This is a genomic window from Ruegeria sp. AL7 (assembly GCF_056536105.1).
This window is the reverse complement of record NZ_JBQFJF010000002.1, coordinates 693,953-718,288: the sequence shown is the minus strand read 5'-3', so window position 1 is coordinate 718,288 and position 24,336 is coordinate 693,953. Positions and strand designations below refer to the sequence as shown.

Annotated in this window: 15 protein-coding genes and 6 pseudogenes; 13 read left to right on the top strand and 8 right to left on the bottom strand. The window is 54.8% G+C overall.

What is annotated here, in order from left to right:
* Positions 1-55: 55 nt before the first annotated feature.
* The gene (locus ACR3E2_RS20525) at positions 56-508 is read left to right on the top strand and encodes an Lrp/AsnC family transcriptional regulator (RefSeq protein ID WP_480483733.1); all 453 of its coding nucleotides are present in this window, start codon (positions 56-58) and stop codon (positions 506-508) included.
* A 219-nt stretch (positions 509-727) separates the two neighbouring features.
* On the opposite strand, the gene ACR3E2_RS20520 is transcribed toward ACR3E2_RS20525, so the two are convergent.
* The 6 genes and pseudogenes from ACR3E2_RS20520 to ACR3E2_RS20495 all read right to left on the bottom strand — a co-directional run bounded on the left by ACR3E2_RS20520 (position 728) and on the right by ACR3E2_RS20495 (position 5,954).
* Complete coding sequence (locus ACR3E2_RS20520) at positions 728-1,633, bottom strand: HAD-IIA family hydrolase (RefSeq protein WP_480483732.1); 906 nt, start codon at positions 1,631-1,633, stop codon at positions 728-730.
* On the bottom strand, positions 1,630-2,445 hold the full coding sequence (phnE, locus tag ACR3E2_RS20515; protein WP_480483731.1) for a phosphonate ABC transporter, permease protein PhnE: 816 nt from the start codon (positions 2,443-2,445) through the stop codon (positions 1,630-1,632). The genes ACR3E2_RS20520 and phnE (ACR3E2_RS20515) overlap by 4 nt, the downstream gene beginning before the upstream one ends.
* Positions 2,445-3,258: pseudogene (phnE, locus tag ACR3E2_RS20510) on the bottom strand (phosphonate ABC transporter, permease protein PhnE). The gene phnE (ACR3E2_RS20515) and the pseudogene phnE (ACR3E2_RS20510) overlap by 1 nt, the downstream one beginning before the upstream one ends.
* Complete coding sequence (gene phnC, locus ACR3E2_RS20505) at positions 3,255-4,049, bottom strand: phosphonate ABC transporter ATP-binding protein (protein ID WP_267366602.1); 795 nt, start codon at positions 4,047-4,049, stop codon at positions 3,255-3,257. The pseudogene phnE (ACR3E2_RS20510) and the gene phnC overlap by 4 nt, the downstream one beginning before the upstream one ends.
* A 60-nt stretch (positions 4,050-4,109) precedes the next feature.
* Positions 4,110-5,084, bottom strand: a complete 975-nt coding sequence (phnD, locus tag ACR3E2_RS20500; protein ID WP_480483730.1) for a phosphate/phosphite/phosphonate ABC transporter substrate-binding protein — start codon at positions 5,082-5,084, stop codon at positions 4,110-4,112.
* A gap of 61 nt (positions 5,085-5,145) precedes the next feature.
* Positions 5,146-5,954: pseudogene (locus tag ACR3E2_RS20495) on the bottom strand (DeoR/GlpR family DNA-binding transcription regulator).
* Between the two features lie 224 nt (positions 5,955-6,178).
* On the opposite strand from ACR3E2_RS20495, the gene ACR3E2_RS20490 reads away from it, so the two are divergent.
* The 5 genes and pseudogenes from ACR3E2_RS20490 to ACR3E2_RS20470 all read left to right on the top strand — a co-directional run bounded on the left by ACR3E2_RS20490 (position 6,179) and on the right by ACR3E2_RS20470 (position 11,534).
* Complete coding sequence (locus tag ACR3E2_RS20490) at positions 6,179-6,580, top strand: NUDIX hydrolase (protein WP_480492889.1); 402 nt, start codon at positions 6,179-6,181, stop codon at positions 6,578-6,580.
* 120 nt (positions 6,581-6,700) lie between these two features.
* A pseudogene (locus tag ACR3E2_RS20485) lies at positions 6,701-7,725 on the top strand (ABC transporter substrate-binding protein).
* On the top strand, positions 7,726-9,942 hold the full coding sequence (locus ACR3E2_RS20480) for an ABC transporter permease (protein WP_480483726.1): 2,217 nt from the start codon (positions 7,726-7,728) through the stop codon (positions 9,940-9,942). It abuts the pseudogene before it with no gap.
* Complete coding sequence (locus ACR3E2_RS20475; RefSeq protein WP_480483725.1) at positions 9,939-11,009, top strand: ABC transporter ATP-binding protein; 1,071 nt, start codon at positions 9,939-9,941, stop codon at positions 11,007-11,009. The genes ACR3E2_RS20480 and ACR3E2_RS20475 overlap by 4 nt, the downstream gene beginning before the upstream one ends.
* The gene (locus ACR3E2_RS20470; RefSeq protein WP_480492886.1) at positions 11,010-11,534 is read left to right on the top strand and encodes a histidine phosphatase family protein; all 525 of its coding nucleotides are present in this window, start codon (positions 11,010-11,012) and stop codon (positions 11,532-11,534) included.
* A 44-nt stretch (positions 11,535-11,578) separates the two neighbouring features.
* Here ACR3E2_RS20470 and ACR3E2_RS20465 read toward each other — a convergent pair whose 3' ends face one another.
* Both ACR3E2_RS20465 and ACR3E2_RS20460 read right to left on the bottom strand, forming a co-directional pair.
* Positions 11,579-12,196 carry an inositol monophosphatase family protein gene (locus ACR3E2_RS20465; protein WP_480492884.1) on the bottom strand — a complete coding sequence of 206 codons (618 nt, stop codon included), beginning with the start codon at positions 12,194-12,196 and terminating at the stop codon, positions 11,579-11,581.
* Between the two features lie 265 nt (positions 12,197-12,461).
* A complete protein-coding gene (locus ACR3E2_RS20460; RefSeq protein WP_480483722.1) occupies positions 12,462-14,510 on the bottom strand; it encodes a dockerin type I domain-containing protein in 2,049 nt (682 codons plus the stop codon).
* 228 nt (positions 14,511-14,738) lie between these two features.
* On the opposite strand from ACR3E2_RS20460, the pseudogene ACR3E2_RS20455 reads away from it, so the two are divergent.
* The 7 genes and pseudogenes from ACR3E2_RS20455 to ACR3E2_RS20425 form a co-directional block, all read left to right on the top strand.
* Positions 14,739-17,036: pseudogene (locus ACR3E2_RS20455) on the top strand (Ig-like domain-containing protein); the annotation flags it as partial.
* Positions 17,031-17,342, top strand: a pseudogene (locus ACR3E2_RS20450) (Ig-like domain-containing protein); the annotation flags it as partial. The pseudogenes ACR3E2_RS20455 and ACR3E2_RS20450, both read left to right, overlap by 6 nt.
* Before the next feature lie 9 nt (positions 17,343-17,351).
* Positions 17,352-18,569: pseudogene (locus ACR3E2_RS20445) on the top strand (adhesin); the annotation flags it as partial.
* A 46-nt stretch (positions 18,570-18,615) separates the two neighbouring features.
* Entirely contained in the window at positions 18,616-19,455 is an 840-nt protein-coding gene (locus tag ACR3E2_RS20440; protein WP_480483720.1) for a SapC family protein, read from the top strand.
* 88 nt (positions 19,456-19,543) lie between these two features.
* Positions 19,544-20,788 carry a TolC family protein gene (locus ACR3E2_RS20435; protein ID WP_480492881.1) on the top strand — a complete coding sequence of 415 codons (1,245 nt, stop codon included), beginning with the start codon at positions 19,544-19,546 and terminating at the stop codon, positions 20,786-20,788.
* Positions 20,785-22,932 carry a type I secretion system permease/ATPase gene (locus tag ACR3E2_RS20430; RefSeq protein ID WP_480483718.1) on the top strand — a complete coding sequence of 716 codons (2,148 nt, stop codon included), beginning with the start codon at positions 20,785-20,787 and terminating at the stop codon, positions 22,930-22,932. The genes ACR3E2_RS20435 and ACR3E2_RS20430 overlap by 4 nt, the downstream gene beginning before the upstream one ends.
* Positions 22,916-24,226 (top strand): HlyD family type I secretion periplasmic adaptor subunit, encoded by a 1,311-nt coding sequence (locus ACR3E2_RS20425; RefSeq protein WP_480483717.1) that lies wholly within the window; start codon positions 22,916-22,918, stop codon positions 24,224-24,226. The genes ACR3E2_RS20430 and ACR3E2_RS20425 overlap by 17 nt, the downstream gene beginning before the upstream one ends.
* Positions 24,227-24,336 lie beyond the last annotated feature (110 nt).

Genomic DNA, 24,336 nt, shown 5'->3' with positions numbered 1-24,336 from the left:
AATAATGCCACGTTAATGGTGAATATTGGCATATTATGCTAAAACAGGAGAGAAAATGGACGCCAAAGACAGGCAGATCATTCGAGCATTGCAGCGGGACGGGCGTATGACGAACCAGAATCTTGCTGATGAGGTCAATCTGTCTCCTTCGCCGTGTCTGCGACGGGTCAAAAACCTTGAGGCCAGCGGTGTCATCAAGGGATACAGTGCCGATGTGGACGCTGCTGCATACGGGATGGCGATAACTGTCTTTGTCCGCATCCGGCTTGAGCGGCACAATGAAACAGATGTGCAGAAATTCGAAAAACGCGTTCGAATGATCGATGAAGTTTTAGAATGCCATGTGCTGACCGGCGCAATGGATTACCAGTTGCGGGTATTGGTATCGGACCTCGAAGCATACGAAGACTTTATTCGAAACCGAATTCACCCGATCGGCGGAATAGCTTCGATCGACACCAGCTTTGTTTATGGAACAGTCAAGAAAACATCGGTTTTTCCAGCCTGAGAAAGTTTAAATTCTCGAAAGTGACCCTTAATATTGAGTTCCAGATTGTTAGGATGCGGTAGAACCGGATTCGAGTTTCCGAGACTATGGGTATTCGCCGTTAGAAAATTCGCCGACTAGATGCAGCCCTGTAAAAGCAACATAATCATTGTTACGCGCGCATTCTGCAAGTCAACGCTGCCCGTTCGCTCTGCCAAAAATACGCTTTACTTCAAAATCTTAAGGTCGGGTTACGACAAAATCCGGCACGATCGCTGCTTGTTTGATCGCTTCCTCGACATCATGCCCGGCGAAGAACCCAAAATCCGAGACAAGTGCGGAAGCCACTCCGGCATGACGCGCGCCCAGAATGTCAGTATGCAGACTGTCACCTACCATCAGAACGCGGGATTTGTCGACGGGCCCAAGTCGCTGAAAGGCAAGATCATAGATATTGCCGAAAGGCTTTCCATAAAACTGCGGGGCTACACCCGTTCGGTCGGCCAAACGGTGCGCGAAAAGACCGGGCTCTTTGGAAAAGCCGTACTCGCGTGGGGCAACGATGTCCGGGTTGCCTACCAATACCGGGCGGGGTCGGCTTAGCAATGCCGCCTCCAACATCGCCTGCCGGGTTTCGGTCCAGGCGGCTGACCCGATCATCAGAAAACCATCAACAGTTTCGTAGGGTTGCGGGTCATCCTCCAGATAGGTTAGTTTCAAATCTTCCAAATCGCGCAGCCCGGCGCTGGGTGTCGCCATCAAACCCCAGTGCAGCTCATGTTGACCATTCAGCCCGGACAGCAACGTAGCCCGACTGGTAATCACATCCTGCGGCGCGAAGTCATATCCCAGCCTGGTGTATTTCTCCAACAGCGTGGCATGAGGAAACCCTGCGGCATTCGAAACCACCAGGACACGTTTGCCCGCATCCGTCAGTGACTTGATCCGTTCAGGCGTTTCGGGGATTGCTGTTTCTCCGATATTGAGAACCCCGAACGCATCCAGAAGAAATACGTCAAACTCATCCATAACTTCGAAAAGGGTCTCGATACGACGATAATTCACGTCGTTCGGTTCAATATCTGGAAGGCGGTGCCGGACGGCTTCGTAAGCCTTAAATGCCTCCTGCGCTGAGAATCCGGTCAAATGATCGCTCCTCGTACTTTTGCCGAAACCCACTCGCTGATCATGACTGCAAGAAGAATTACTATCAGGATAAGGCTGACTTGCGGCCACGCCAGAACATTAAGCGAGGCCGAAAGCTGCAACCCGATACCGCCGGCACCAACCAGCCCAAGCACAGTGGACTCGCGAATGTTGATGTCCCAACGAAAGACTGCAATTCCGGCAAAAGCAGGCAGGATTTGCGGAACAATCCCATACGCCATGACTTGCCACCGCGAAGCACCGGTGGCTGTGATCGCCTCGACCTGACCGTGATCAATCTCTTCAATCGCTTCATAAAGAAGTTTGGCGCAGAACCCGATTGAACGGATGGCGATCGCTATGACACCGGCAAACACACCCGGTCCAATGATAGCGATCAATAGCAGCGCCCAGATCAGCGAGTTGATTGAGCGGGTCGAAACAATGACCAACAAGGCAATGGGGCGGATGAACAACGCCGACGGGGTAGTGTTGCGGGCCGCCAAAAAGGCAACCGGCACAGCCATGCACAGAGCGATGATCGTGCCCAGAGTAGCAATGTTCAGGGTATCCCAGATCGGGGGTCCCAACTGGGTGATATAGTCCCATTTGGGTGGCGTTGCGCGGGTCCAGATATCGTTGGCGATACGGGGCGCATCCCAGACGAAAAACCAGGTTGTCGATTGCGAAATGAGCTGCCAACAGTAGACAAAAACCGCTACTCCCAGAAGCCATCCAAACCAGCGAACCAGGCTTTGGCCGGTCGTCCGCCTGCGCCAGATTTGTGTATCGTCGCGTTCAAGAACCGGCATTACTGAACCCTCGCGCGGATAATTCCCGAAAGGTATTCGAGGGCCATGACGATCCCGATGATAAGGATCAGAATGGCGGCGGCAGTGTCGTATTCATATCGATCAAACGCGGTGTTCAGTGTCGCGCCAATGCCGCCTGCCCCCACCAGCCCGAGAATAGCGCTTCCCGGAAATTGATGTCGATCCGGTACATGGAAAGACCCACAAGCCTAGGCATGATCTGAGGCTGAACCCCGTAGTTGATCCATTGCAGCCATCGTGCACCAGAGGCCTGAATCGCCTCAGCCTGAACTTTGTCCATCGCCTCGATATCTTCGGCCAAAAGCTTGGAAAGAAACCCAATGGTTGCGAAAGACAGCGTCAAAAATCCTGCCAGCGGGCCAAAGCCAAAGATGGCCACAAGCAAAATGGCAACGATAATTTCCTGCAATGCCCGGCTTAACGCGACAATGCCGCGGCACATTATGTAGATTGGCAACGGGGCGATATTACGTGCAGCCCCCAATCCAATCGGGATCGAAATCAGGATACCGACAACCGACGCGGCCACGGTCATCACAATGCTTCCAGAAGGCCGGCCCAGATATCTGACCACCGTGAAATGAAATCCGGGCTGGTAAAGGCAAGGACGAACGCCCATCCCCTGTCCAGTCCCTCATAGACCCTGCCCCAATCAACATCGATGGTCATGAAAGCCGCAATCAGGTAAGCGAAGAACCCAAGTATCAATGCCCTGCGCAGCAACGTGTTTTTAATAAAGGCCGGTTTGCGCCAACCTTTTCCCAGCATGTCGTCAAGTTCTCGATGGCTCATTCTGCAGCCTCGACATCTTCATCCTCATCCACTTTTTCGATGGTCGCTTCCCAATCTTCCTCACCGTAAATCTCGGTCAGCTTTTCCGGGGTGAGCCCTGTTGGAAGACCATCAAACACGATTTCTCCAAAGCGGAGGCCCACGACACGGGGAACGAACATCTGGGCTAGTGCCACGTCATGGATGTTGATGATGGCTGCCAGCCCGCGCTCCTGACACAGCTCGGTAATCAGCCGCATGATCTGACGACTGGTCTTCGGATCCAGCGACGCGGTCGGTTCATCGACCAGCAACAACTTTGGGTTCTGGATCAGGGCGCGGCAGATACCGACCCTTTGGCGTTGACCACCCGACAACTCGTCCGCGCGTTTGTCAGCCATATGCAACAGCCCCACCCGGTCCAGCAGGCGGAAAGCCTCGTCCACATCCGACTGCGGATACCGCCGTAGAAAACTGCGCCAGAATCCGACATACCCCAACCGACCGGACAATACGTTTTCCATCACTGTGAGGCGTTCGACCAGAGCATATTCCTGAAAGATCATACCCATTTCGCGGCGTGCTTTCCGCAACGCACCCGACCCGAGTTTGGTCAGGTCCATGTCATCCAGAAGAACACCGCCGCTTGTGGGTTCAACCAAGCGGTTGATGCAACGGATCATGGTCGATTTTCCCGCGCCCGAGGGTCCAATCAGTGCAAGCACCTGCCCTTTGGGTACCTCAAGATCGATGGCCTTCAGTGCCTGATCTCCGGTCTTGTAGGTTTTCGTCAGCTTTTGAAGACGCAGCATAAATTGCCCCCGATTAGGGTGATTAGCGGGCCTTTTCAGGCCCGCTGGATTAAGCAAGACTTATTGGCAGGCGTAGGAGACGCCGTTTGCCGCGTCAATTTTGCGAATGACGTCCCAGAATTCCTGGTAAGTCATCTCAAGAAATTGGCCTTCGTTCGACTTGGAAAACTCCGCTTCAAGCGTCGTCCCTTCCCACTCGAAGTTGAAGAAAGCATTGCGGATTTTCTCCTGCAATTCGGGCGTCAGGTTGTAGACAGTGCCAAATCCGGTGGTTGGGAAGGTCTGCGATTTGTAAATCGTAACAACATCTTCCTCCTTGATCACATCCCGCAAAATCATCCGTGCCTTTACCGAATTTGCAATCGATGCCGCTGGATAGTCCTTGTTCGCCACACCAAGGATCGAGTTGTCGTGCTTTCCCGAATAGACGGGTTCGAAGTCGCGATCGGGCAGAAGATCAAAGTCACTTTTCAGGATCGCCGACGGTGCTTTGAAGCCCGAGTTGGACGTGGGTGACGTGAAGGCAAGTTGCTTACCTTTGATATCCTCAACCTTTTCGATGCCCGAGCCTGGGTAGGTGATGATCTCCATTTCATAACCGAAGTTACCGTCTTTTGAGGCCATAATCGTAAACGGTCGGAACCCGGCACAGTTTACTGCCAGTGGGTTGGACCCGGTGTTGAAGCCCGCAATATGCAGGCGTCCCGACCGCATCGCCTCGATCTGGGCGGCGTTGTTTTGGACCGGAAAAAAGACCACGTCCTTGCCTGTCTCAGCCTTCAGATGCTCTAGAAAGTCAGACCACGCGGTTTTGTATACGGCTGGGTCTTCGACCGGTGTATAGGCAAAAATCAGGGTGTCAGGATCAATTAGCTGGGAAGAATCTGTGGGGATATCCGCAATCAAATCCCCATCGACGTCGCAAAACCGCTCGTCCAGATCACCCCTCGGGCAATCTTGCGCCGAAGCTGTCCCGGAAAGCGACATGAGCGCAATTGCCGATGCCCCAACCAATAATCTGATGTCTATCTTCATGTTTTCCTCCCAGTCATGCGCGGTCTTTTTGCAGTCCGCTGTTCGTCATTCATTTCAGTGTTTACGGGGCGACAAGAATATCAACCTCGGCACCGTTGATCGCGTTAAGCAACTCTCCTGTTGGTTTCGTGTCGGAAACTATGGAATCCAGGTTGGTCAGGTCTCCGACCTGAGACAGGCCTTTACGGCCAAATTTCCCTGAATCGATTAAAAGATGTCGATTTGCTGCGCGCGTCAGCATCATTCTTTTGACAGCCGCAAAGCCGCGCACGGTTTCTGAAGGGCCTTCGACCGAAAAACCTGACGAGCCGATCATGCATCTGTCGACATTGAACCGAGACAGGAATTCCAGCGTTTCGGTTCCAATCGTCGCAGATTCGGTTGCCAGATATTCTCCGGACAAAGCAGAACCTCGGCAGCCCCATGGCCGAGGGTCATTGCCACCGGGATTGAATTCGTAATCACTGTGCAAGGAGTGCCGAGATAGGCCAATGCACGGGCCATTTCGATTGTGGTCGAACCGGAATCGATCATGACCGTTTCACCATCACGAACCAGTCCCGCCGCGCTGATACCTATGCGTTCGCGCTCCTCAATCCGCGCGTTGGCTCGCTCGTCCAGACCTGGATAATGCCCTTGTGCCGGGGCAGATGCTCCTCCGTGCGCGCGTGCGATCAGGCCGTCATTCGACAGGGCGTCAAAATCCCTGCGCACCGTCTCGTTGGAGACGTTGAAACGCTGGGCCAATTCATTGATGCGAACGTGCGGGCGAAGCTTCAACTCCAGCAGTATTTGCTGGCGCCGGTCGGATTTTTTTACCCTACCCCGTCCCTTCTCAATCGTTTTGGCACGTATCTTCGTTTTGGACATCCAACAACCCAATCAGGTTTCAAACCCCACTTTTGTGGGATTTCGGGCATAATGCAATAATTTTTGTTGCATAACCCTCAGTAGGTTGTGACAATTCGGAAGAGTCCAAAGCGCAAGGCAAGAATGTGTGAATTGAACCGTTTCATAGTGAAAACCCAAGAACCACCGTTAACGACTGAAGGTTATTCTGGGTGCGCTATTGATACCGTGTCATTGAGGGCAGCATGAGCGACGGCAACATAACAGACCAGATTGCAGCACTTCCGATGCGCTGGGACAGGGATGGAAAACTACGCGTTCTGATGGTGACTTCGCGCGATACTGGGCGGTGGGTCATCCCAAAAGGTTGGTTGATGGAAGGAAAGAAACCTTGGCATGCCGCCGAAATTGAAGCTCTGGAAGAAGCAGGTGCAGTCGGGGCAATCTCGAAACAGCCGATTGGCCAATTTTTCTACGACAAGCGCTTTGAGGGCGCGAATAGCGTTCGCTGCCGCGTTACCCTCTATCCCATGGTCGTTGAAAAACTGAAGCGGCGTTGGAAAGAACGGGAAGAACGGACGCGTCACTGGTTTTCACCGGGAAAGCGGCAAAGCTGGTGGAAGAAAGAGATCTGTCAAGTTTTCTGAGAAATCTGACGGGCAATCAGAACGCCCAGTCTGTCATTAACAAGCTACGAAAAGCTGGATGAGAAAGCGCCTGACAAAACAAAAGATACTGGTGCACGATAACCAAAGGGAGGAATGATAATGAAAAAACTTACATCCACGGCCGTCGGGTCGCTGATTGCAATAGCCGCATCTGTGTCGGCAGCGCAGGCAGACAAGCTGACACTCTATTGCTCGGCGCAGGAAGACTGGTGCCAACTCATGGCGCGCAGTTTCGAAGATGCAACGGGCATCGACGTCAACATGACGCGTAAGTCGTCAGGCGAAACCTTTGCCCAGATTCGTGCCGAAAGCTCGAACCCGAAAGGAGACGTTTGGTGGGGCGGCACGGGTGATCCGCATTTGCAGGCCGCCGAAGAGGGCCTGACAATGGAATACATGTCGCAAATGCGCGACCAGCTTCATGATTGGGCAATTTCCCAAGCCGAAAGTGCCGGAAACAGAACGATCGGCATTTATTCCGGCGCACTTGGGTATGGCTATAACGCAGACCTGCTGGCGGCCAATAACCTACCCGAACCCGCCTGTTGGAAAGACCTGCTAAAGCCTGAATACAAGGGTCACGTTCAGATGGCCAACCCGAACTCGTCTGGTACGGCCTATACAACGCTGGCCTCGATGGTGCAGATCTTTGGCGAGGATGAAGGTTTTGAGTTCATGAAAGGCCTGCATTCGAATATCAACCAGTATACAAAATCCGGATCTGCACCAATCAAAGCAGCCGGTCGAGGCGAGAACACGATTGGCATCGTCTTCATGCATGATGCGGTAAAGCAGGCTGTATCGGGTTTCCCGATCAAGGTAGTCGCGCCTTGTGAGGGTACGGGATACGAAATTGGCTCGATGTCCATTATTGAAGGCGCCCGCAACGAGGAAGAGGCGAAGAAGTTCTATGACTGGGCGCTGTCGCCCGAGGCGCAGAACCTTGCTCTTCAGGTCAGCGCGTTTCAGGTGCCATCGAACAAGAGCGCAGAAACGTCGGAAAGCGCGCCTGACATGAGTCAGATCAAGCTGATCGACTATGACTTCAAAAGTATGGTTCCTCAGACGAACGGAAGCGTCTGTTGCAGAAATGGGACGAAGAGGTTTCGGTTCTGCCGCAGTAAATGGCCAACCATATTACAAAAAAGACCCGTCCGGTTCTGATCTTTTGGGTCATCGCCGGGTGGGTCGGGTTTTGCCTGCTGCCGTGGTATATGGTTGACGGCGGCCTGTGGTCATTCGAATGGCTTTTTGACGGCTACCCGTTTGACGAAGATTATGCCCCCGCTGCATTCCTGATCGCACAGGGTGAGAAGCTTTGGCTTGCCCCACTGTTGATCGCTCTGACCTTACCCCTTCTGGTGCTGAAGCGAGCCAAGTCTGACCCCCTCTATGCCCGGGTTCTGATCCTTTCCGGTGCGCTCGGCTTCGGCTGGTTGATCGCACAGGGATTCGGGATTGGCATCAGGGGTTTCAATTTCAATTGGTTGGACGCCTATTTTGGCGAACTTGGTGATCGCCAATTCGGTATGGGCTATGGCGCAATGATTTGCGCTTCAAGCTTTCTGTTCCTGTTGACCCAAGGCATTGCGGCAAGAGGTGCCATCAACGGTGACGTCTTTGTTGTTAGTGCGATTGGCGGTGTGATTACCATCGTCACCGTCTTTGTTTTTTTTCCGATCGCCAAGATGCTGTTCGCTGCCTTTGTCACTGAAGATGGCGCATATTCCATTGCTGTCTTCTTTTCAAAGTTCTTTGATGCCCGGCTTTGGGGGTTGGGGTGTTTTTATGGTGCCAGATGCGGCGCGGCATGGAACTCGCTGTTTCTTGCCATCCTGGTTGGCTTCGTCACGACTGCCCTGGGTTTGTGCTTTGCACTGGTCGTGAGCCGCTCGGGTTTCCGCTACAAACGCGTGCTGCGGGCTTTGACTGTTCTTCCGATCATCACCCCGCCATTTGTGATTGGCCTCGCGCTGATCCTGCTTTTTGGTCTGTCAGGCTCGGTCACACGGTTCGTCGCCGAGCTGTTCGGCACGCAGCCAACGCGCTGGCTGTACGGAATGCCAGGCATATTCATCGCACAGGCCCTTGCATTCACGCCCATTGCATTCCTCGTTCTTATCGGCGTGGTGGAAGGCGTCTCGCCATCTATGGAGGAAGCGGCCCAGACTCTCCGCGCCAGCAGATGGCAAACGTTCAGGACAGTGTCCCTGCCCCTGATGCGCCCCGGTCTTGCCAATGCATTTCTTTTGGGCTTCATCGAAAGCATGGCCGACTTCGGAAACCCGCTTGTTCTGGGTGGGAATTTCGACGTTCTATCGACCGAGATTTTCTTTGCCATCGTCGGGGCGCAATATGACCAAGGACGGGCCGCCGTTCTGGCCATGGTATTGCTGTTTTTTACTCTTTCGGCCTTTTACGCACAGCGTGTTTGGCTGGGCAAGAAAAGCTATACCACCGTAACAGGCAAAGGCGACGCAGGCGTGCACCCTTTGATGCCTACGGGTCTTTCTGTTCCAGTGCTGGTAATCGCTCTTGGCTGGGCGGTGTTCACGATCATTGTCTATGCAATGATCATCTACGGCAGTGTGGTCGAGCTTTGGGGGGTCAATAACTCCCTGACCCTAAAACACTACGTCACGGCATTCTCTGTTCGATTTGAAGAAGAGGGCATTCGTTGGACCGGCGCCGCGTGGGACAGCTTCTGGACTACCATAACCATTGCGGCGATTGCTGCGCCTCTGACGGCAGCGGTTGGGTTGGTCACGGCTTACCTATTGACCCGGCAAAGCTTTGCGGGAAAGAACGCTTTCGAGTTTGGGACCATGCTGTCCTTTGCAATCCCCGGTACGGTGATTGGTGTCAGCTATATTCTTGCCTTCAACGTTCCGCCCATCGAGATAACCGGCACAGGCGTTATCCTTGTTATCAGCTTCATATTCCGCAACATGCCGGTTGGGGTCCGTGCGGGCATCGCCAGCATGTCGCAACTTGACCGCAGTCTCGATGAATCCTCGCTGACCCTTGGTGCAAACTCGTGGCAGACATTTCGTCGTGTCATTCTGCCGCTGCTACGTCCCGCGATACTTGCCGCGCTTGTTTACAGTTTTGTCCGCGCGATGACGGCGATCTCGGCTGTGATTTTTCTGGTCAGTGCCGAATACGACATGGCAACCAGCTATATCATCGGGCGGGTCGAGAATAACGACTATGGTCTCGCCATTGCGTATTCGACGACGCTGATCTTCGTGATGCTGGCAGCGGTCGGTTTATTGCAAATTCTCGTCGGTCGGGTCCAGATCGGTCGGCGCACACAGAACACAACGGAGACACCCTCATGACCGACAACAAAATCGGTTCCAAGGCCGCCCCGGTATTATTTGAGAAAGTGTCGAAAGTGTTCGGCAAAAACGTTGTGGCTGTTGATAACATTAACCTTCATGTCGAAGCGGGAAAACTGGTCACGCTGCTTGGTCCGTCAGGCTGTGGGAAAACAACGACGTTGCGCATGATCGCCGGGTTAGAGATGGCAAGCTCTGGCAAGATTATGATTGGCAACCGGGACGTCACCAAACTGCCCGCAACAGACCGCGACGTATCAATGGTGTTTCAATCATACGCGCTGTTTCCCCACATGAGCGTGCTGGAGAACGTGATGTACGGCCTCACATTCTCGGGCTTTGCCAAGGATGAGGCTCGCAGCCGCGCCTTGCATGGCTTGCAATTGGTAGGGCTCAAGGGGTTCGACAATCGCCTTCCCTCCGAACTCTCGGGTGGTCAGCAACAACGTGTCGCCGTCGCGCGAGCGCTGGTTCTAGAACCACAGGTTCTGCTGTTTGACGAGCCGCTATCCAACCTTGATGCCAAGCTGCGACGCCAGGTGCGCGAGGATATCCGGGCCATTCAGCAAGACCTTGGATTGACGGTTGTCTATGTCACCCACGATCAGGAAGAGGCCCTGGCCGTCTCGGACGAGATCGTTGTGATGCGGAACGCCGCGATCGCTCAGATGGGTACACCTCGCGAGCTTTATGATGCCCCGAATGACCGGTTTGTTGCCGATTTCATAGGCGAGGCAAACCTGCTCAACTGTCAGATCGTTGCAACCGACGGTGATGCTGCAACAATCGAGATCGAAGGTTACCGTCACACTCTGCCGCGTCGGGGTTTGACCAATGGGCCCGCGACCATCGCTGTACGACCCTCGCGCCTTGTGATTGGTTCTGATGACGGCATCGCCGCTACAGTGGCCAAGGCAACCTATGTTGGTGTGCGGATGGAATACACACTGACCGGCGCATTTGGCCAGGTTTTTGCGGTCCACGATGATGTTGATGCACCGCTTGCACCGGGTACCGAAATCAGGATGGGGTTTGCGGGCAAAGGGCCGGTACTTCTGCCTGACTAGATGCCGAATTTACTGATCATCACTCACCCCGAGGTCGTTATTGATCCGGATACCCCCATTACGGAATGGGGTCTGAGCACGACAGGTCGCCGGCGCGCCGCATCCTTTGCCGCCAGTGAAGTTATGGCCAATGTCAGCCATATCTGGGCCAGCAGCGAACGAAAGGCTCGTGACACTGGTGAGATTCTGGCCGCGCCCTTGGGGTTGCCTCTAAATATCCACCCGGAACTTGGCGAGAATGATCGGAGTACCACTGGTTTCCTTCCACGGGAAAAGTTCGAGGCGGCCGCGGACGCATTCTTTGCCCAGCCGGATATTAGCTTTCGCGGTTGGGAAACTGCGGCCGACGCGCAGAGGCGCATTCACCGGGCAGTCTTGGAAATCACTCGTGCCCATGGCACCGGAGACCTCGCCATCGTTACACATGGTGCGGTCGGGACATTGTTGTGGTGTGAGCTTTCCGGGATCCGATTGACCGCCAGTACGATCAACCGTCACAAGGCCATTATTGGCAGACAAGTCTGACAACTTTGCAACCTAATTCCACTTGGTTGCCAATGGCCTAGACGTTAAGCCCCCCAAGCGTTCTCTGCGATTTCCAACAAACTTTCAAATACATCTGGTGTACCGACGATCACGCGCCCACCGTCGCGGATCATCGCGTCGGCGTCTTGATCTTCGACAACACCGCCCGCTTCTGCAACCAACAATTGCCCAGCCAGACAATCCCAGGCGTTCATGTGTTCTTCCACATAACCCAGAAGTCGCCCGGCTGCGACATAGGCCAATGACAATGCACCGCTGGCGTTTCTGTGAAACATGGAACCGCGCTCGATCAGTTCTGCAACCACCGGCACGACGTGGCGAGTTTCGATCCGGTTCGAATACCCCACAGAAACCGTCCCATCCCGAAGAGCAACCCCAGAGGCCACGTGTATCGGTGAACCGTTCAGTGTCGCGCCCTCTCCGCGTGTTGCCACAAAGGTTTCATCCATACTCGGATCCCGGATCACACCCACCGCAGTGTGCCCTTCGGTGACACCGGCCAGAACAATCGTCCATACGGGTATGCCATTGACGAAATTCGTAGTTCCATCAATTGGATCAATCACCCAGTCAAAACCGCTCTTGCCTGTGGCAGCGCCGTGTTCTTCGCCAAATATCCCATCCTGCGGCCAAGCATCCATGATCTTTGACGAATGAAGGCTTCGACGTTTTGTCCGCGTCGCTCACCCAGTCCTGAGCACCTTTTTGATCGATAACCAGATTACTCCTGTCCAAGAAGTATTTCTCGGCTATCACCCCAGCTTCTTCACAGACCGCGATGGCAAAATCTCTGCGTTCCGAAAGACGATTCATGGCCTGTCCTTTTGTGTTTGTGTATCTAAGGCCAACATTGCGGTCCAAGCGGAAGGCTTGCAATGACTGAGTTGCAGCACCGTTCAATTCAATTCATGCCGCCTCGAGGTTGCCGAGCAAAATGGACGTCATATCGGCGGTTATCACCCCGTCTATGGCTACAACATCCATTCCAGTCTGATAATCAACGTTGCTTTTTGTAACTCCCGACAAATCCGCATCTGAATCCAAGAAGACCCATTGAGGTTCATGCGCAGTGGTTTTCCCAACAGCCACCTGCAAAATCGCCAGTGCATCCAGGGCATTGATGGTTCCATCTTGATTGATATCCGCTGCGATTAGGTTTTCCGCATCGGCGGGCCCCCATGTCGGATCGAGGCCAACCGAAATGCGCAACACTTGTAAAGCGTCCATTGCGTCGATCTCTTTGCTTGCCGTCGAATAGTGCTTGATGATGTCCAGTCTTCCGGGGAACGTGCCATCCGGAAGGTCCAAGTCAAATTGTCCCTGATCGTCAGCCGTGACAGATACCGTGCCACCGCCGATCGGAGTGAATCTAATCTCCGCATCCGACAATCCGGGATTTACAGATCGGCTGTCCACTGTGATTGGCCCAAGCACGCCATCCGAACTGTCCGGCTTCAAACCGCCGAAATCACCGAATTCAACCGGAATGTGATCGGGGCCTTCAAACCCGGCCCCGAAAATATCGGTACTGGTCAGCGTTCCGCCCGAAGCGGACTGAACCTGCACCACCTCGCCCCGATACTCTATCCGCGCCCCTTGGGTGGTGCTGGTGAATGTCAGTTGCTGAGGGGACCGCAACAGCAGGTAGTCGAACATGTCCAGACGGTCCACACCCGGTTGAAAATCCGTGATCGTGGTCAGACCGCTGCCCGACTGCATCACGAAAATGTCGGCCCCTGCCCCACCTGACATGGTCGTAGCACCTGTTCCTGCTATCAGTATGTCATCGCCATCGCCACCCATCAGGGTGGTATCCAGAATACTGCCACTCAGCATGTCGTCAAAGGCCGTCCCCGATACTGTTCCAAACCCTTTGTTCACGACCCCAAGATCATCGACAGGAACCGAAATGACAGTGACTCCAGCGTCTTGTTGCGACGTAACCAGAATCTGCAACTCATTGCCGACGTGAGCAAGGCTCAGCGATTCGACATTCTGCAATCCACTACTCAAAGTGTCGGCGAAACTGTCCAGATAGACCAACTGGCCTTCCGGTGTCAGCGTGAACAATGTAAGCCCATCGTCGCCGCCACCCGCCACGACGAATACGCGCCCGTTGATGTCCACGACTTCAAGGTCCTGCACGGATTCAAAGCGGGTCGTGTGCGAATCCAGAATATGGTCTGTGGCGCTCAGGCTGCCGTCAGCTTTCAATTGAAGCACACTGAGCGAGTCGCTGCCTGCGCCCGCCACGATCACCCAGGGCTTGCCGTAGGCATCGATCGTTTCGACGGCTGTCGGAGTCGAGATTCCAAGGGTTCCCATGGCTGAACTGTTGTCAATCTCGGTCAACTGACCGGAAATGCTGTCGATCCGATAAGTTGAGACTGTATTGCTGGCCGCATCACTTGAGATCAGGAAATGGTCTGTTCCTGCGCGCAGCGTCTGCATCGCGTCTCCAGAGCCAGCAACAAGACCAGCAAGGCTCAGCGTTCCATCTGGATTAACAAGATATGTCCCGATTTGACCCGTTTCTTCATGAGCCATTGCCAGAACATCCATGGGTCCGATCGACACTTGAACAATCGCCGAGATATCTCCTCCTCCTGCCAGAGATCCGGTTTCCGTAAGGCTGTCCAGGGTGCCATCCACGTTCAGGTCATATCCGACCAACCCGACCGCCATATTCACATCCAGTACAAGTTGTTCGGATCCCGCCAGCGTTATCGGTGTGCCACTGCGACCAACGTGAAACGTGATTGTGCCGCTGTAATATTCCGTGTCGACCAGTTGCGGTAACGCGCCCTCGACCAGCCTCCAGACCGCGACGCCGCCACCCGGTCCGGTGACGGTATAAAGATACGTGGTTCCGTTAAACGTTTTTAAAGCCGTATCGCCGATACCTGAATCGAGCGCCGCGCTCCCCGTTGCCACCACACCTTCGAATTGAAGCATCACAGCCACACCTCCATCGCCACCCCTGGCCTTGACCAAAAGATGACCTGATGCACGGACCGAAACAAAAGCGGAATTGTGGTGAAAACGAGAAGTTCGGTTTCAGATTAACTCAATTTTTCACTTTCGATCGCAACAGTAACCAGTGGGAAAGACAGATGAGCCAGCCGTTATCAGCGCGATCTGTCTTCCATTTCGGTGATCGCGGAAACCACATGTGAGGGTAAGATGACCAAAGCACCAGAGTTCAACAACCGTCCGGCGGCTGAACCTTCGGAAACGGACCGCAAGCAACACATTCGCCAGTGGATCGATGGAAAACTTGGCCGCTGGGCAGGGCGCGGCGCGGCCGGCGGGTTGATTTCAACTTTGATGGCCTTGCCCGCGTTATCACAAGCCACAATCGAAGAACTGTATGCTTTCCAGTTCGCGGAAACCATTCCAGGCGTTCGCTCGGTCAAGTTGATGAAGAATGGCGATGTTCTTCTAAAAATGGCCGATGGCCGGACAATGATCGTGGCAGCTGAAAACGTCCAGATCCTGGACAGCGGTGCCATCATGATCGCTGAGAACGCGGTTCAGGAGATTGCCCAGTTCAGCGCCGTGGAAGCAGGTGTTTCCGCGGGTGCGTCCGCAGGCGGCATCAGTGGTGCCGGCGCGGCGTTGGGCGGATTGGGCCTGGCAGGGGCGGCTGCGGCCGCAGGAGGTGGCGGCGGTGGCGGTGAAGACAGCCCCGTCGTATCCGAACCCACCCCGACTTACACAAGCCTCAACCTCGCCGAGCTGCAATCCACAGCACTGAACAACGTCAGCACCAACGCCATCGCTCCCGAAGGGACTGCGACCATCGAAGTCACAATAGGGTCACTGGTGAAAACCGTGACACCCAACCCCGATGGCAGCTGGAGCATCTCTCTGACAGCAGCCGAAGCCAGCGGGCTTCCACAGGGTGTGTCGACGGTGACCATCAGGAACCTGGATGGGTCGGGGGCCGAGCTGTCGACACAATCCGTTCAGTTTGACATCGATACGGTCCCGCCAAGCCTGTCGATCACCGGGTTTTCTGACGGGCCGGTACTCAACCTGACAGAGCAGGCCACCGATCTGACGGTCACCGGTGTAACTGATGCTGAAGACGGGCAAATCGTAACGGTTTCACTGAACGGGCAAAGCTATTCCGGTACGGTTTCCGGAGGACAGTGGAGCGTAACCGTCCCGGCGGCTGACCTTAGCGCCTTGCCTGACGGCGCAATCGTAAATGTCACCGCAGACGTGACTGACGCGGCTGGAAACCCGGCCGCACAGGCCAGCGGAAGCTTTGATACGGATTTCACCGCGCCAAGTGTTTCTCTGGATCCTGTTGCGGGTGGATCAATTGACCTGATTGATGTGGCTGGTGACTTAACCTTAACGGGTTCCACCACGGCCGAGGACGGGCAAACCATCATCGTCACGTTCGACGGGCAGGTGTACACCGGCACTGCGACAGGCGGAAACTGGACTGTCACGATCCCCAATTCTGACCTCAGCGGTCTGTCCACCGGAACACCTGCTGCAATTGTTGTGGCGGTCGAGGATATCGCAGGCAACCCGGCCGTGCCGATTCTTGTTACTGTACCAGTAGACCTGACCGGCCCCTCAATTTCGATATCTCCGCTTTCCGTCGGCGCAGTTCTCAACGCCGCTGAAGCTGCGGCAAGCTTGGCTATAAGCGGGACAACCGCCAATGTCGAAGATGGCCAGCAAGTCACCATCACACTGGATGGTCAAACATATACCTCGACAGTGACGGGCGGAACATGGACTGTAACTGTCCCAGCCGGTGATCTGGCATCTTTGGCCGACGGAGGCAGCTTTCAGATCACTGCAGATGTCAGCGACGCAAACGGGCTGACAGCCCCTCAGGCTGATGTGACACTTTCGAAAGATGTCACAGGACCGACCCTCAGCATCGACACGTTCTCGACCGGCGCATTCATGAATGCTGCCGAACAAGCGGTGGACCTGACAATATCGGGCGCAACGTCGGCCGAAGATGGCCAAGTTGTGACCGTCACTTTGAGCGGTCAAATTTACACTGCTACAGCCACCGGAGGGTCTTGGAGCACAGTTGTCCCCGCTGCCGACCTTGCGGCCCTCTCTGATGCTGCCACCGTGGCGGTAACGGCGGATGTCTCCGACGCCGCAGGAAATCCGGCGTCACAGGCCAGCAACAGTTTCACGACCGATTTCACACCCCCTACCCTGGGAATAACCAGTATTTCTGACGGCACTGTCATGAACGCTGCTGAGCAAGGTACCGACCTGATTGTCTCGGGAACCTCTGACGCTCAGGATGGAACGGTCATTACTGTGGAGATCGCGCGCGCAGACGGAACTGTAGATGTAAGCGGTACAGCAACGGTAACCGGTGGTGTCTGGACCTACACCGCAACAGTTGCCGAACTTTCAGGCCTCCAGGACGCAAGTACCTATAATGTCACGGCTTCTGTTTCAGACACTGCTGGGAATGGCAACCAAATCTCGACGAGTTTCACAACCGATTTTACAGCGCCAGCAATCACGATCGACAGTTTGCCGGTTGGCTCCGTATTGGATGTAATGGAACAAGCTACAGACCTGACAATTTCAGGCACGACGACCTCGGAAGATGGTCAAATAGTCTCTGTCACGTTTGGCGGGCAAACCTATACAGGTGTTGCATCGGGTGGAACCTGGGCGATAACTGTGCCAGCCAGCGACCTGGGTGCGCTTTCCGATGGAACAAACTACACCATCACCGCAACAGTTGACGATATCGCTGGCAACAGCGCAGTAGCGGCAAGCAGTTCGGTAACAACGGACTTTCGGCCAGTTCTGATGCTGGACGATGTCGGCGTGAACAACGCAGTGGCCCTTGCTGATGCCAAGGCGTCAGGCATTACTGTCAGCGGTTCCTCTGCCGGGCTTTCAAACGGCCAGATTGTAGATGTTTTGCTGAACGGCAGTTCCGTCGGCAGCGCGACAGTAACCGCGGACGGATCCTGGACACTGGCTGTTGCGTCGTCAGATTTCGCCGCCATAGAAGCTGGGGATGCCCTGAATATATCAGCCCAGGCAACCGTTGCAGGGGGACCAGATCCCTTACCTGTATCGGATCAGGCGGTTGCTCATGAGCCAGCTGCCTACGTGCTCTCAGAGGTCGGGCGCAGTGGATCAACCGTTACATTTGCCATTTATGCAGATGCTAATCGTGACGTCTCTGGTGGCTTGGCTTTTACAGCGGAGCTTGAGTTTGACTCATCTGTCGCCACTTTCGACATCGGATCAGACACGGAACACAGCGCGTTTGATTTGTTCCTGGCAAACCCAGGCACAGGTGACATCATCAACTTCGCTGGGGCGGCGACTGTTTTTTCCGATTTGTCTCAGCCTCTTGTCACCTTCACGATGACAGTACAGGACGCTGCTCAACCCATTGAGTTAACGATCAAAACACCTGAAGGTGGCCCTGTTGCAGTTCAGTTTGGCACCAATGGCAATGACATCCTCACCGCGGCAAACACGGATACAATCATTCGTGGCGGTGGTGGCGATGACAGCATTGACATCACCGAAGCCGGGCGGGACGTCGTTGTCTTTGAAACCGACCCGAACAACAATGGCGTAGACAGCATAACCGGTTTCACAATTGGGCCCGCAGCAGATGTAACCGACGCTCTGATGTTCAGCGGACTGAATGTCGCTACGCTCCGAGGTGATGGCACGGGTTTTGAGCTTCTTACTGTCGGTGACACATTAGGCACAGACACTGGATTTGTAGGCCTCGATACCGTTCTTGCAGACCTCAATGCCGTTACACTCGAAACGGCTGTAGAGAGCCTTGCCGGAGCAATTGCAGGTGACGCGCTCTATGTGATGGCAACGGACGGAACGGACAGTGTCCTGATCAAAGTTGATTTCGTGACACCTGGCGATGCCAACGTCGAGACCCTCGCCACTTTCCATGGCCTCGCCGATCTCAGCGGCTTGACAGCCGACAACATCATACACACCGACCCAACCGGTGCGACGGCCTGAGCCAGCTCAGGAACAAATTGGCGTTCATCAGAAACACGAGGCAGTTATGGCACAGAATGGCTTAACCCCGGTCACACGAGTACGACATGGTCATCGGTTCTGGAAACGTTACACGTCGTTCGAATTCGCGCGCGATATGGTCGACTGCCCGGTGGCTGAGGCAGAGATCCTACAGGCAGCGGCCAATTTTCCGATCGCGTTCCGGAAATCCAAACGGGGATTTTACCCCGTGGCAATCTTATCGATGACACCAGACAAACCGACGCCATACGTGTCAGCAAAAGGGGAATGGCGCGCAAGCTATGTTCCCTCGGCACTACGGTGTGTGCCCTTTCAATCCCGACCACCTGAGCTTCAGGACGAAACCGGAGAGGGGGAATTTGACTTGCTTGTCAACGAAAGCCTGGAGCTGGTTACCGACAACCCCGACGATGAACCATTCTTTGACCGAACCGGAGCGCTGGGGGCTGAACTGCGAAATGTCCAGGCGTTCTTTCGCACTCTTACAGCATCACTGGAGAACACATATCAGTTGTGCCGTACGATAGGCGATATGGGGCTTTTTTCCCCACTCGCCTGCGCACAAATGGACGAATGCCTCGACGGTTACTTTGGTGTCAAGCTGGTTGCCTTGCGGCAAGTTCCTTCAGCGCATCTGTCATTGCTCGCCATGAACGGAGGCCTGCGCCTCATACACGCCCACCAAGTTTCCTTGACCCATTGCGCGTGGCTCTTGCCAGCTCAAATGCGCGTCGAGCAATTGGAGAAAAAGTCGTCGACCGGCGTTAGGTCGGGTGCTTCAGAATTTATGGAGGCGCTGGCAGCCGCCCAACGAAAGGAAAGCTTGCTCGACCATCGGTGGCAGGAGGGTCAGTATGCCATTTAGTAAGTATTCGCAGTATTTTGTCGCGCTCAGTCTGCTTCTGGTTTCGGTTTCCGCCTGCACGCGTCCACCCGATTTGACGCCTGTGACGATGTCCTTCGCAGCCCAAACAGCCGGTGCTGGGGCAACTAAACCATCAAAAACACTCAGTCACAGCGCCTTCGGGCAGCGGGTAAAAAAGGCGGTTGAGAACAGCCCAAACCTGGCGCAAGTCAAATCCAGAATGGGCATCGCGAAGGCCAAACAAGACGCGGCTGAGGGCGCTTTTCTCCCGGAGATTTCGCTGGGGCTAAACGCGCGATCTGAAAGGATTGCATCAGATATTGCGGATGTATCGCCGTATCTGAGGGTCTCACAATTGGTCTATGACGGCGGGGCGGCTTCAGGGGATCTGACCGCTGCGCGGGCACGTGTCTTGGAAAGCAGAGGCGATCAGATTCAAACGGCCTCATCCACTGCTCTCGCAGCAATCGAGACCTATGTACTTGTCCTCGATCAACGAAAGATTCAAAGCATCGCAGCACAGAATGTTTTGACCCATGAAGAGCTTGTTCGCCAGATAACCGACCGAACAGAAAACGGCGTCGGTTCAAGTGCCGACGTCCTGGCAGCCCGGTCACGCATGTCCGATGCACGCACAAAACTGGCTGATGCGTATGCGCGCACAGACCGCGCCGAAGCGCGATTCCGCGAAGTTTTTGGGGATGAACCTGGCACTCTTTCTGCACCAGTTCCGGCACCTGGGCTGGAAAGAAGTGACATGCAGATCATAATGAACAGTCCTCAGGTTCGGCGGTCCGATGCTAGGCTTCTGGCCGCCAAGGCGGAATGGTCCGCAGCGCAAGCGCGCCGCAGCCCTGATGTCAGGGTCGCCGCATTCGCAAACCAGGATAACAATCGTGACGCGAATTTTGGAGTGGATCTTTCTTTCAATTACGAGTTGGACAGCACCGGCCAACGCCGCGCCGCAATAGCAGCGGCGGAATCGTTGGTCAAAGAGACAGAGTTTGCGCGCGAGCAGCTTATCCGAGAAATTACGCGAGAATTGGGTTTTATCCGTTCGGATCAAAAAGCGGGTGCCGATCGGTTACGCGAAGCCCGAATTGCCGTAGAGACTAACGCGGAAAGTGTCGCTGCATCCCGTGAACAATTTTTAATCGGCCGCCGTAGCCTCATTGAAATTCTGGATGCTCAGCGCGACTACGTAAATGCTCAGGAACGTTTGATCCTTGCGGAACAGAGCTACTTTCTAACCAATTATGCAGCCCTAAGCCTGACCGGAGACATACTCGACCTGCTTGGGGTTTCATTGGGCGGCTGGGGCACTACACAATGAACGCATCCCACCCTGCCACCGATGCCTCGTTACTTACACCGTTTGAAGCCTGTCTGTTGAATATCTCGTCGGCACTTGAACGGCCATTGAGTCTCGCGGCGCTGCACGCGGCGCAAACTGGCGCAGATGGGGATTTGACAGTACGGGACATTCTCGCCCTCGCGCCAAAGGCGGGCATGCAGGCGGGATATGGGGCAATGCGCCTTTCCGACTTGGATGACAATCTGACACCCACCTTGTTGCTGTTGGCAGAGGGTAAAGCCGTTGTCTTTCACGGACGAACGCAAGCTGGCGCCTTTTTGGTCTTCGACCCAGAGCTTGGCGAAGGTATCGGTGAAGTTTCCGAAGACAGGCTGGCAGCCTGTCATACCGGTTACGCAATCCTGTTCCGTCGCCATCACGACGGCGAAACATTGGACGGGCCCGGTTCACATGGCGGTCACTGGTTCTGGAACGCCCTGTCCGCCAGCCGGTGGTCATACGTTCAAGTCGCACTCGCTGCGGCGCTGGCAAACCTCCTTGGTTTGTCTACGTCCGTTTTCATCATGGTGGTCTATGACCGGGTATTGCCCAACGAAGCAACAGAGTCTCTGATCGCTTTGACCCTGGGTGTGGCGTTGGCACTGTGTTTTGACTTTGCCCTCAAGTTGCTGCGGGCGGGATTTATCGACAAGGCTGGGCAGAAAGCCGACTTGTTGATGGGCCGGCGCATTTTCGACCAGTTGCTGAACATCCAGATGAAATCGCGCACTGGGTCTACCGGTGCCATGACCAGCACCATTCGCGAGTTTGAAACTCTGCGAGAATTCTTTACATCCGCGACGCTGGTGGCCGTTGTTGACCTGCCTTTCATCGGGTTGTTCATCCTGGTGATCTATCTGGTTGGGGGACAACTGGCTTTGATCCCTGCACTGGCCGTACCGGTGGTGCTCCTGACAGGTTTGGCGGTGCAGCCAGTTTTATCAAGGATGGCGGAACGAAGCTTGTCCGATGGACAGTCCAAGCAATCAGTTCTGGTTGAGGCTGTCTCGGGACTTGAAACCATTAAAACAACGGCAGCAGGCAGAAAAATGCGCGCACGATGGGAACAGGCCATCGAACAGCAGTCAGCGCATGGTGCACGAAGCCGAACTGTCACGCAATTTGCCCTGAACCTGACCGGATTCACCCAACAGGCCGCACAAGTGCTTGTCGTATTTCTTGGTGTTTTTCTGATTACAAACGGGCAAGCCAGCATGGGTGCGCTGGTGGCTTCGGTAATGTTGACTGGTCGGGCGTTGGCCCCTCTGGGTCAACTGGCGCAGACTTTGACCCGCGTAAATCAGGCCAGGTGCGCCTATCGCAACCTCAATGCGCTAATGCATGCAGAAAGCGAACGCCCGGAAGGGCGCACATGGCTGACCCGATCTGATTTCAAAGGGGCAATTGCCTTCAATAACGTGCATTTCTCGTATTCTGACCAAAGCGAAGATACCCTGCATGGTGTCTCATTCACAATCAAGCCTGGCGAGAAAGTCGCAATTCTCGGTCAAATCGGGTGCGGGAAAAGCACGATTGCGCGCCTGCTATTGGGGCTTTACACGCCGCGAGTGGGCTCGGTCATGATTGATGGATTAGACATACGTCAGATCGACCCGGGTGACTTGCGACGCAATATCGGATCCGTTCTGCAGGATGTCTGGCTTTTTTCGGGGTCTGTCAGGGACAATATCGCAAGTGGCGCAGTCCGGCCCAGAGATTGCGACATCGTCGAAGCCGGCCGTATTGCCGGTGTCGAAGAATTCGTGAACAGCCATCCTTCGGGCTATGACCTTCAACTCGCTGAACGCGGTGAGGGGCTTTCCGGTGGGCAACGGCAGGCAATCGCCCTGGCACGGGCACTTGTCGGGCGACCTCCGGTTTTACTTTTTGATGAGCCAACCAGTGCGATGGACGTCAAAACCGAAGCCCAACTGGTTCAACGCCTGAGTGCGTCAACCTCCGGGTCAACCTTGGTCATTGTAACGCACAGAACCAGTCTGCTGGAGCTTGTGGACAGGGTTATCGTTCTGGAAAACGGAAAAATCGCTGTTGATGGACCCAAGAGCCTGCTGACGCAGCACATGCGCCAGAAAGGGAGGCACCTGAATGTCGCAGCATCCTGATCTGGCGAAGTTGGCGCGCGAAATGCAGGGGCGGTCCCCCGTTCGTGGTTCATTGCTCTTGCTGTTGATCCTGTCGTGTGTTGTCTCGGCCGGGTTGTGGGCGCATTTGACCGAATTGGATGACGTAACGAGGGTCGATGGGCGGATCGTGCCTTCGGGAGACATACAGGTGATCGACGCCGCCGAGCCTGGCGTGCTGCGGTCGCTTCATGTGCGCGAAGGCCAGTTGGTCGACAAAGGGGCATTGTTGATGGAATTGGACGCCACACAAATCGACAGCCAACTTAGCCAGGAACAACAGCGCGCTTTCGGGCTGCAAGCCCGTGCACAACGTCTGCAGGCAGAAATAGATGGTACGCAATTGAATTTCGATGTGCAGTTGATCGAAGGTGCACCCAGTGTCGTGCGCTCGGAAACTGCATTGTATCAGGGTCGGCAAGCAGAGCTGGCGGCAGAAATCGCCATCTTAGAGCGACAACGTGAGCAAAAGCAGCGAGAACACGAAGAAGGTCTCGTGGATCAGGTAACAGCAGAAGAAACCCTAAAGGTGCTCGGTGAGGAGCGTGCAATCATAGCTCCGCTTGTTGAGCGGCAAATGGAACCGGCAACGACATTGCTGGCGTTACGGCGCAGCGAAGCCGAGTGGCGCGGCCGCAAAGTCCGTGCCGAAGCCGTGACCAGCAGGTTGCAAACCGGTTTGGATGAAATAGATGATCGGATTCAAGCTGCTCACAGCCGATTTCGAAGTGCGGCGCTTACTGAATTGGCCATTGCAACTGCGGAACTTGCGACCTTGCAACCCGCCTTGCCTGCCCTACGCGACCGCGCTGCACGAGCGCAGGTTCGCTCTCCGGTTCGCGGTATCGTCAACCGCATCCACCGAACCACCATTGGAGGTTTGGCGCGGAGTGGCGAAGATCTTGTCGAGATTGTTCCCCTGGACGACACACTATTGGTCGAAGCTTACGTAAAGCCCGAAGATATTGCATTCTTGCGTGCAGGACAGCCCGTAAAGGTAAAGATCACGGCTTATGATTTTGCGCGATACGGGGCGCTGGATGGTGAAATCGTACGGATTGGCGCCGATACCGTCACACGATCAGAGCGGAACGACGAAGAGGTGTTCGTTGTAGAAATTCGCACGAGCAACACCATGCTCGATGGAAATGGTGTCGCAGTGGAAATCATACCCGGCATGATCGCAGAGGTTGACATTTTGTCAGGTCGAAAATCCGTATTGGAGTATCTGCTGGAACCTGTCGTGAAGATAAAAGATCAAGCTTTGCGTGAGTGAGCGCAAAGACCAAAATATTCGTTCTTGCGACGCTTACTGTGTTTTCTATCTACACTGCCGGACGCAGAGGGGATCGAAAGAAATTCAGGTTCACACTCTGGCCAACAGAG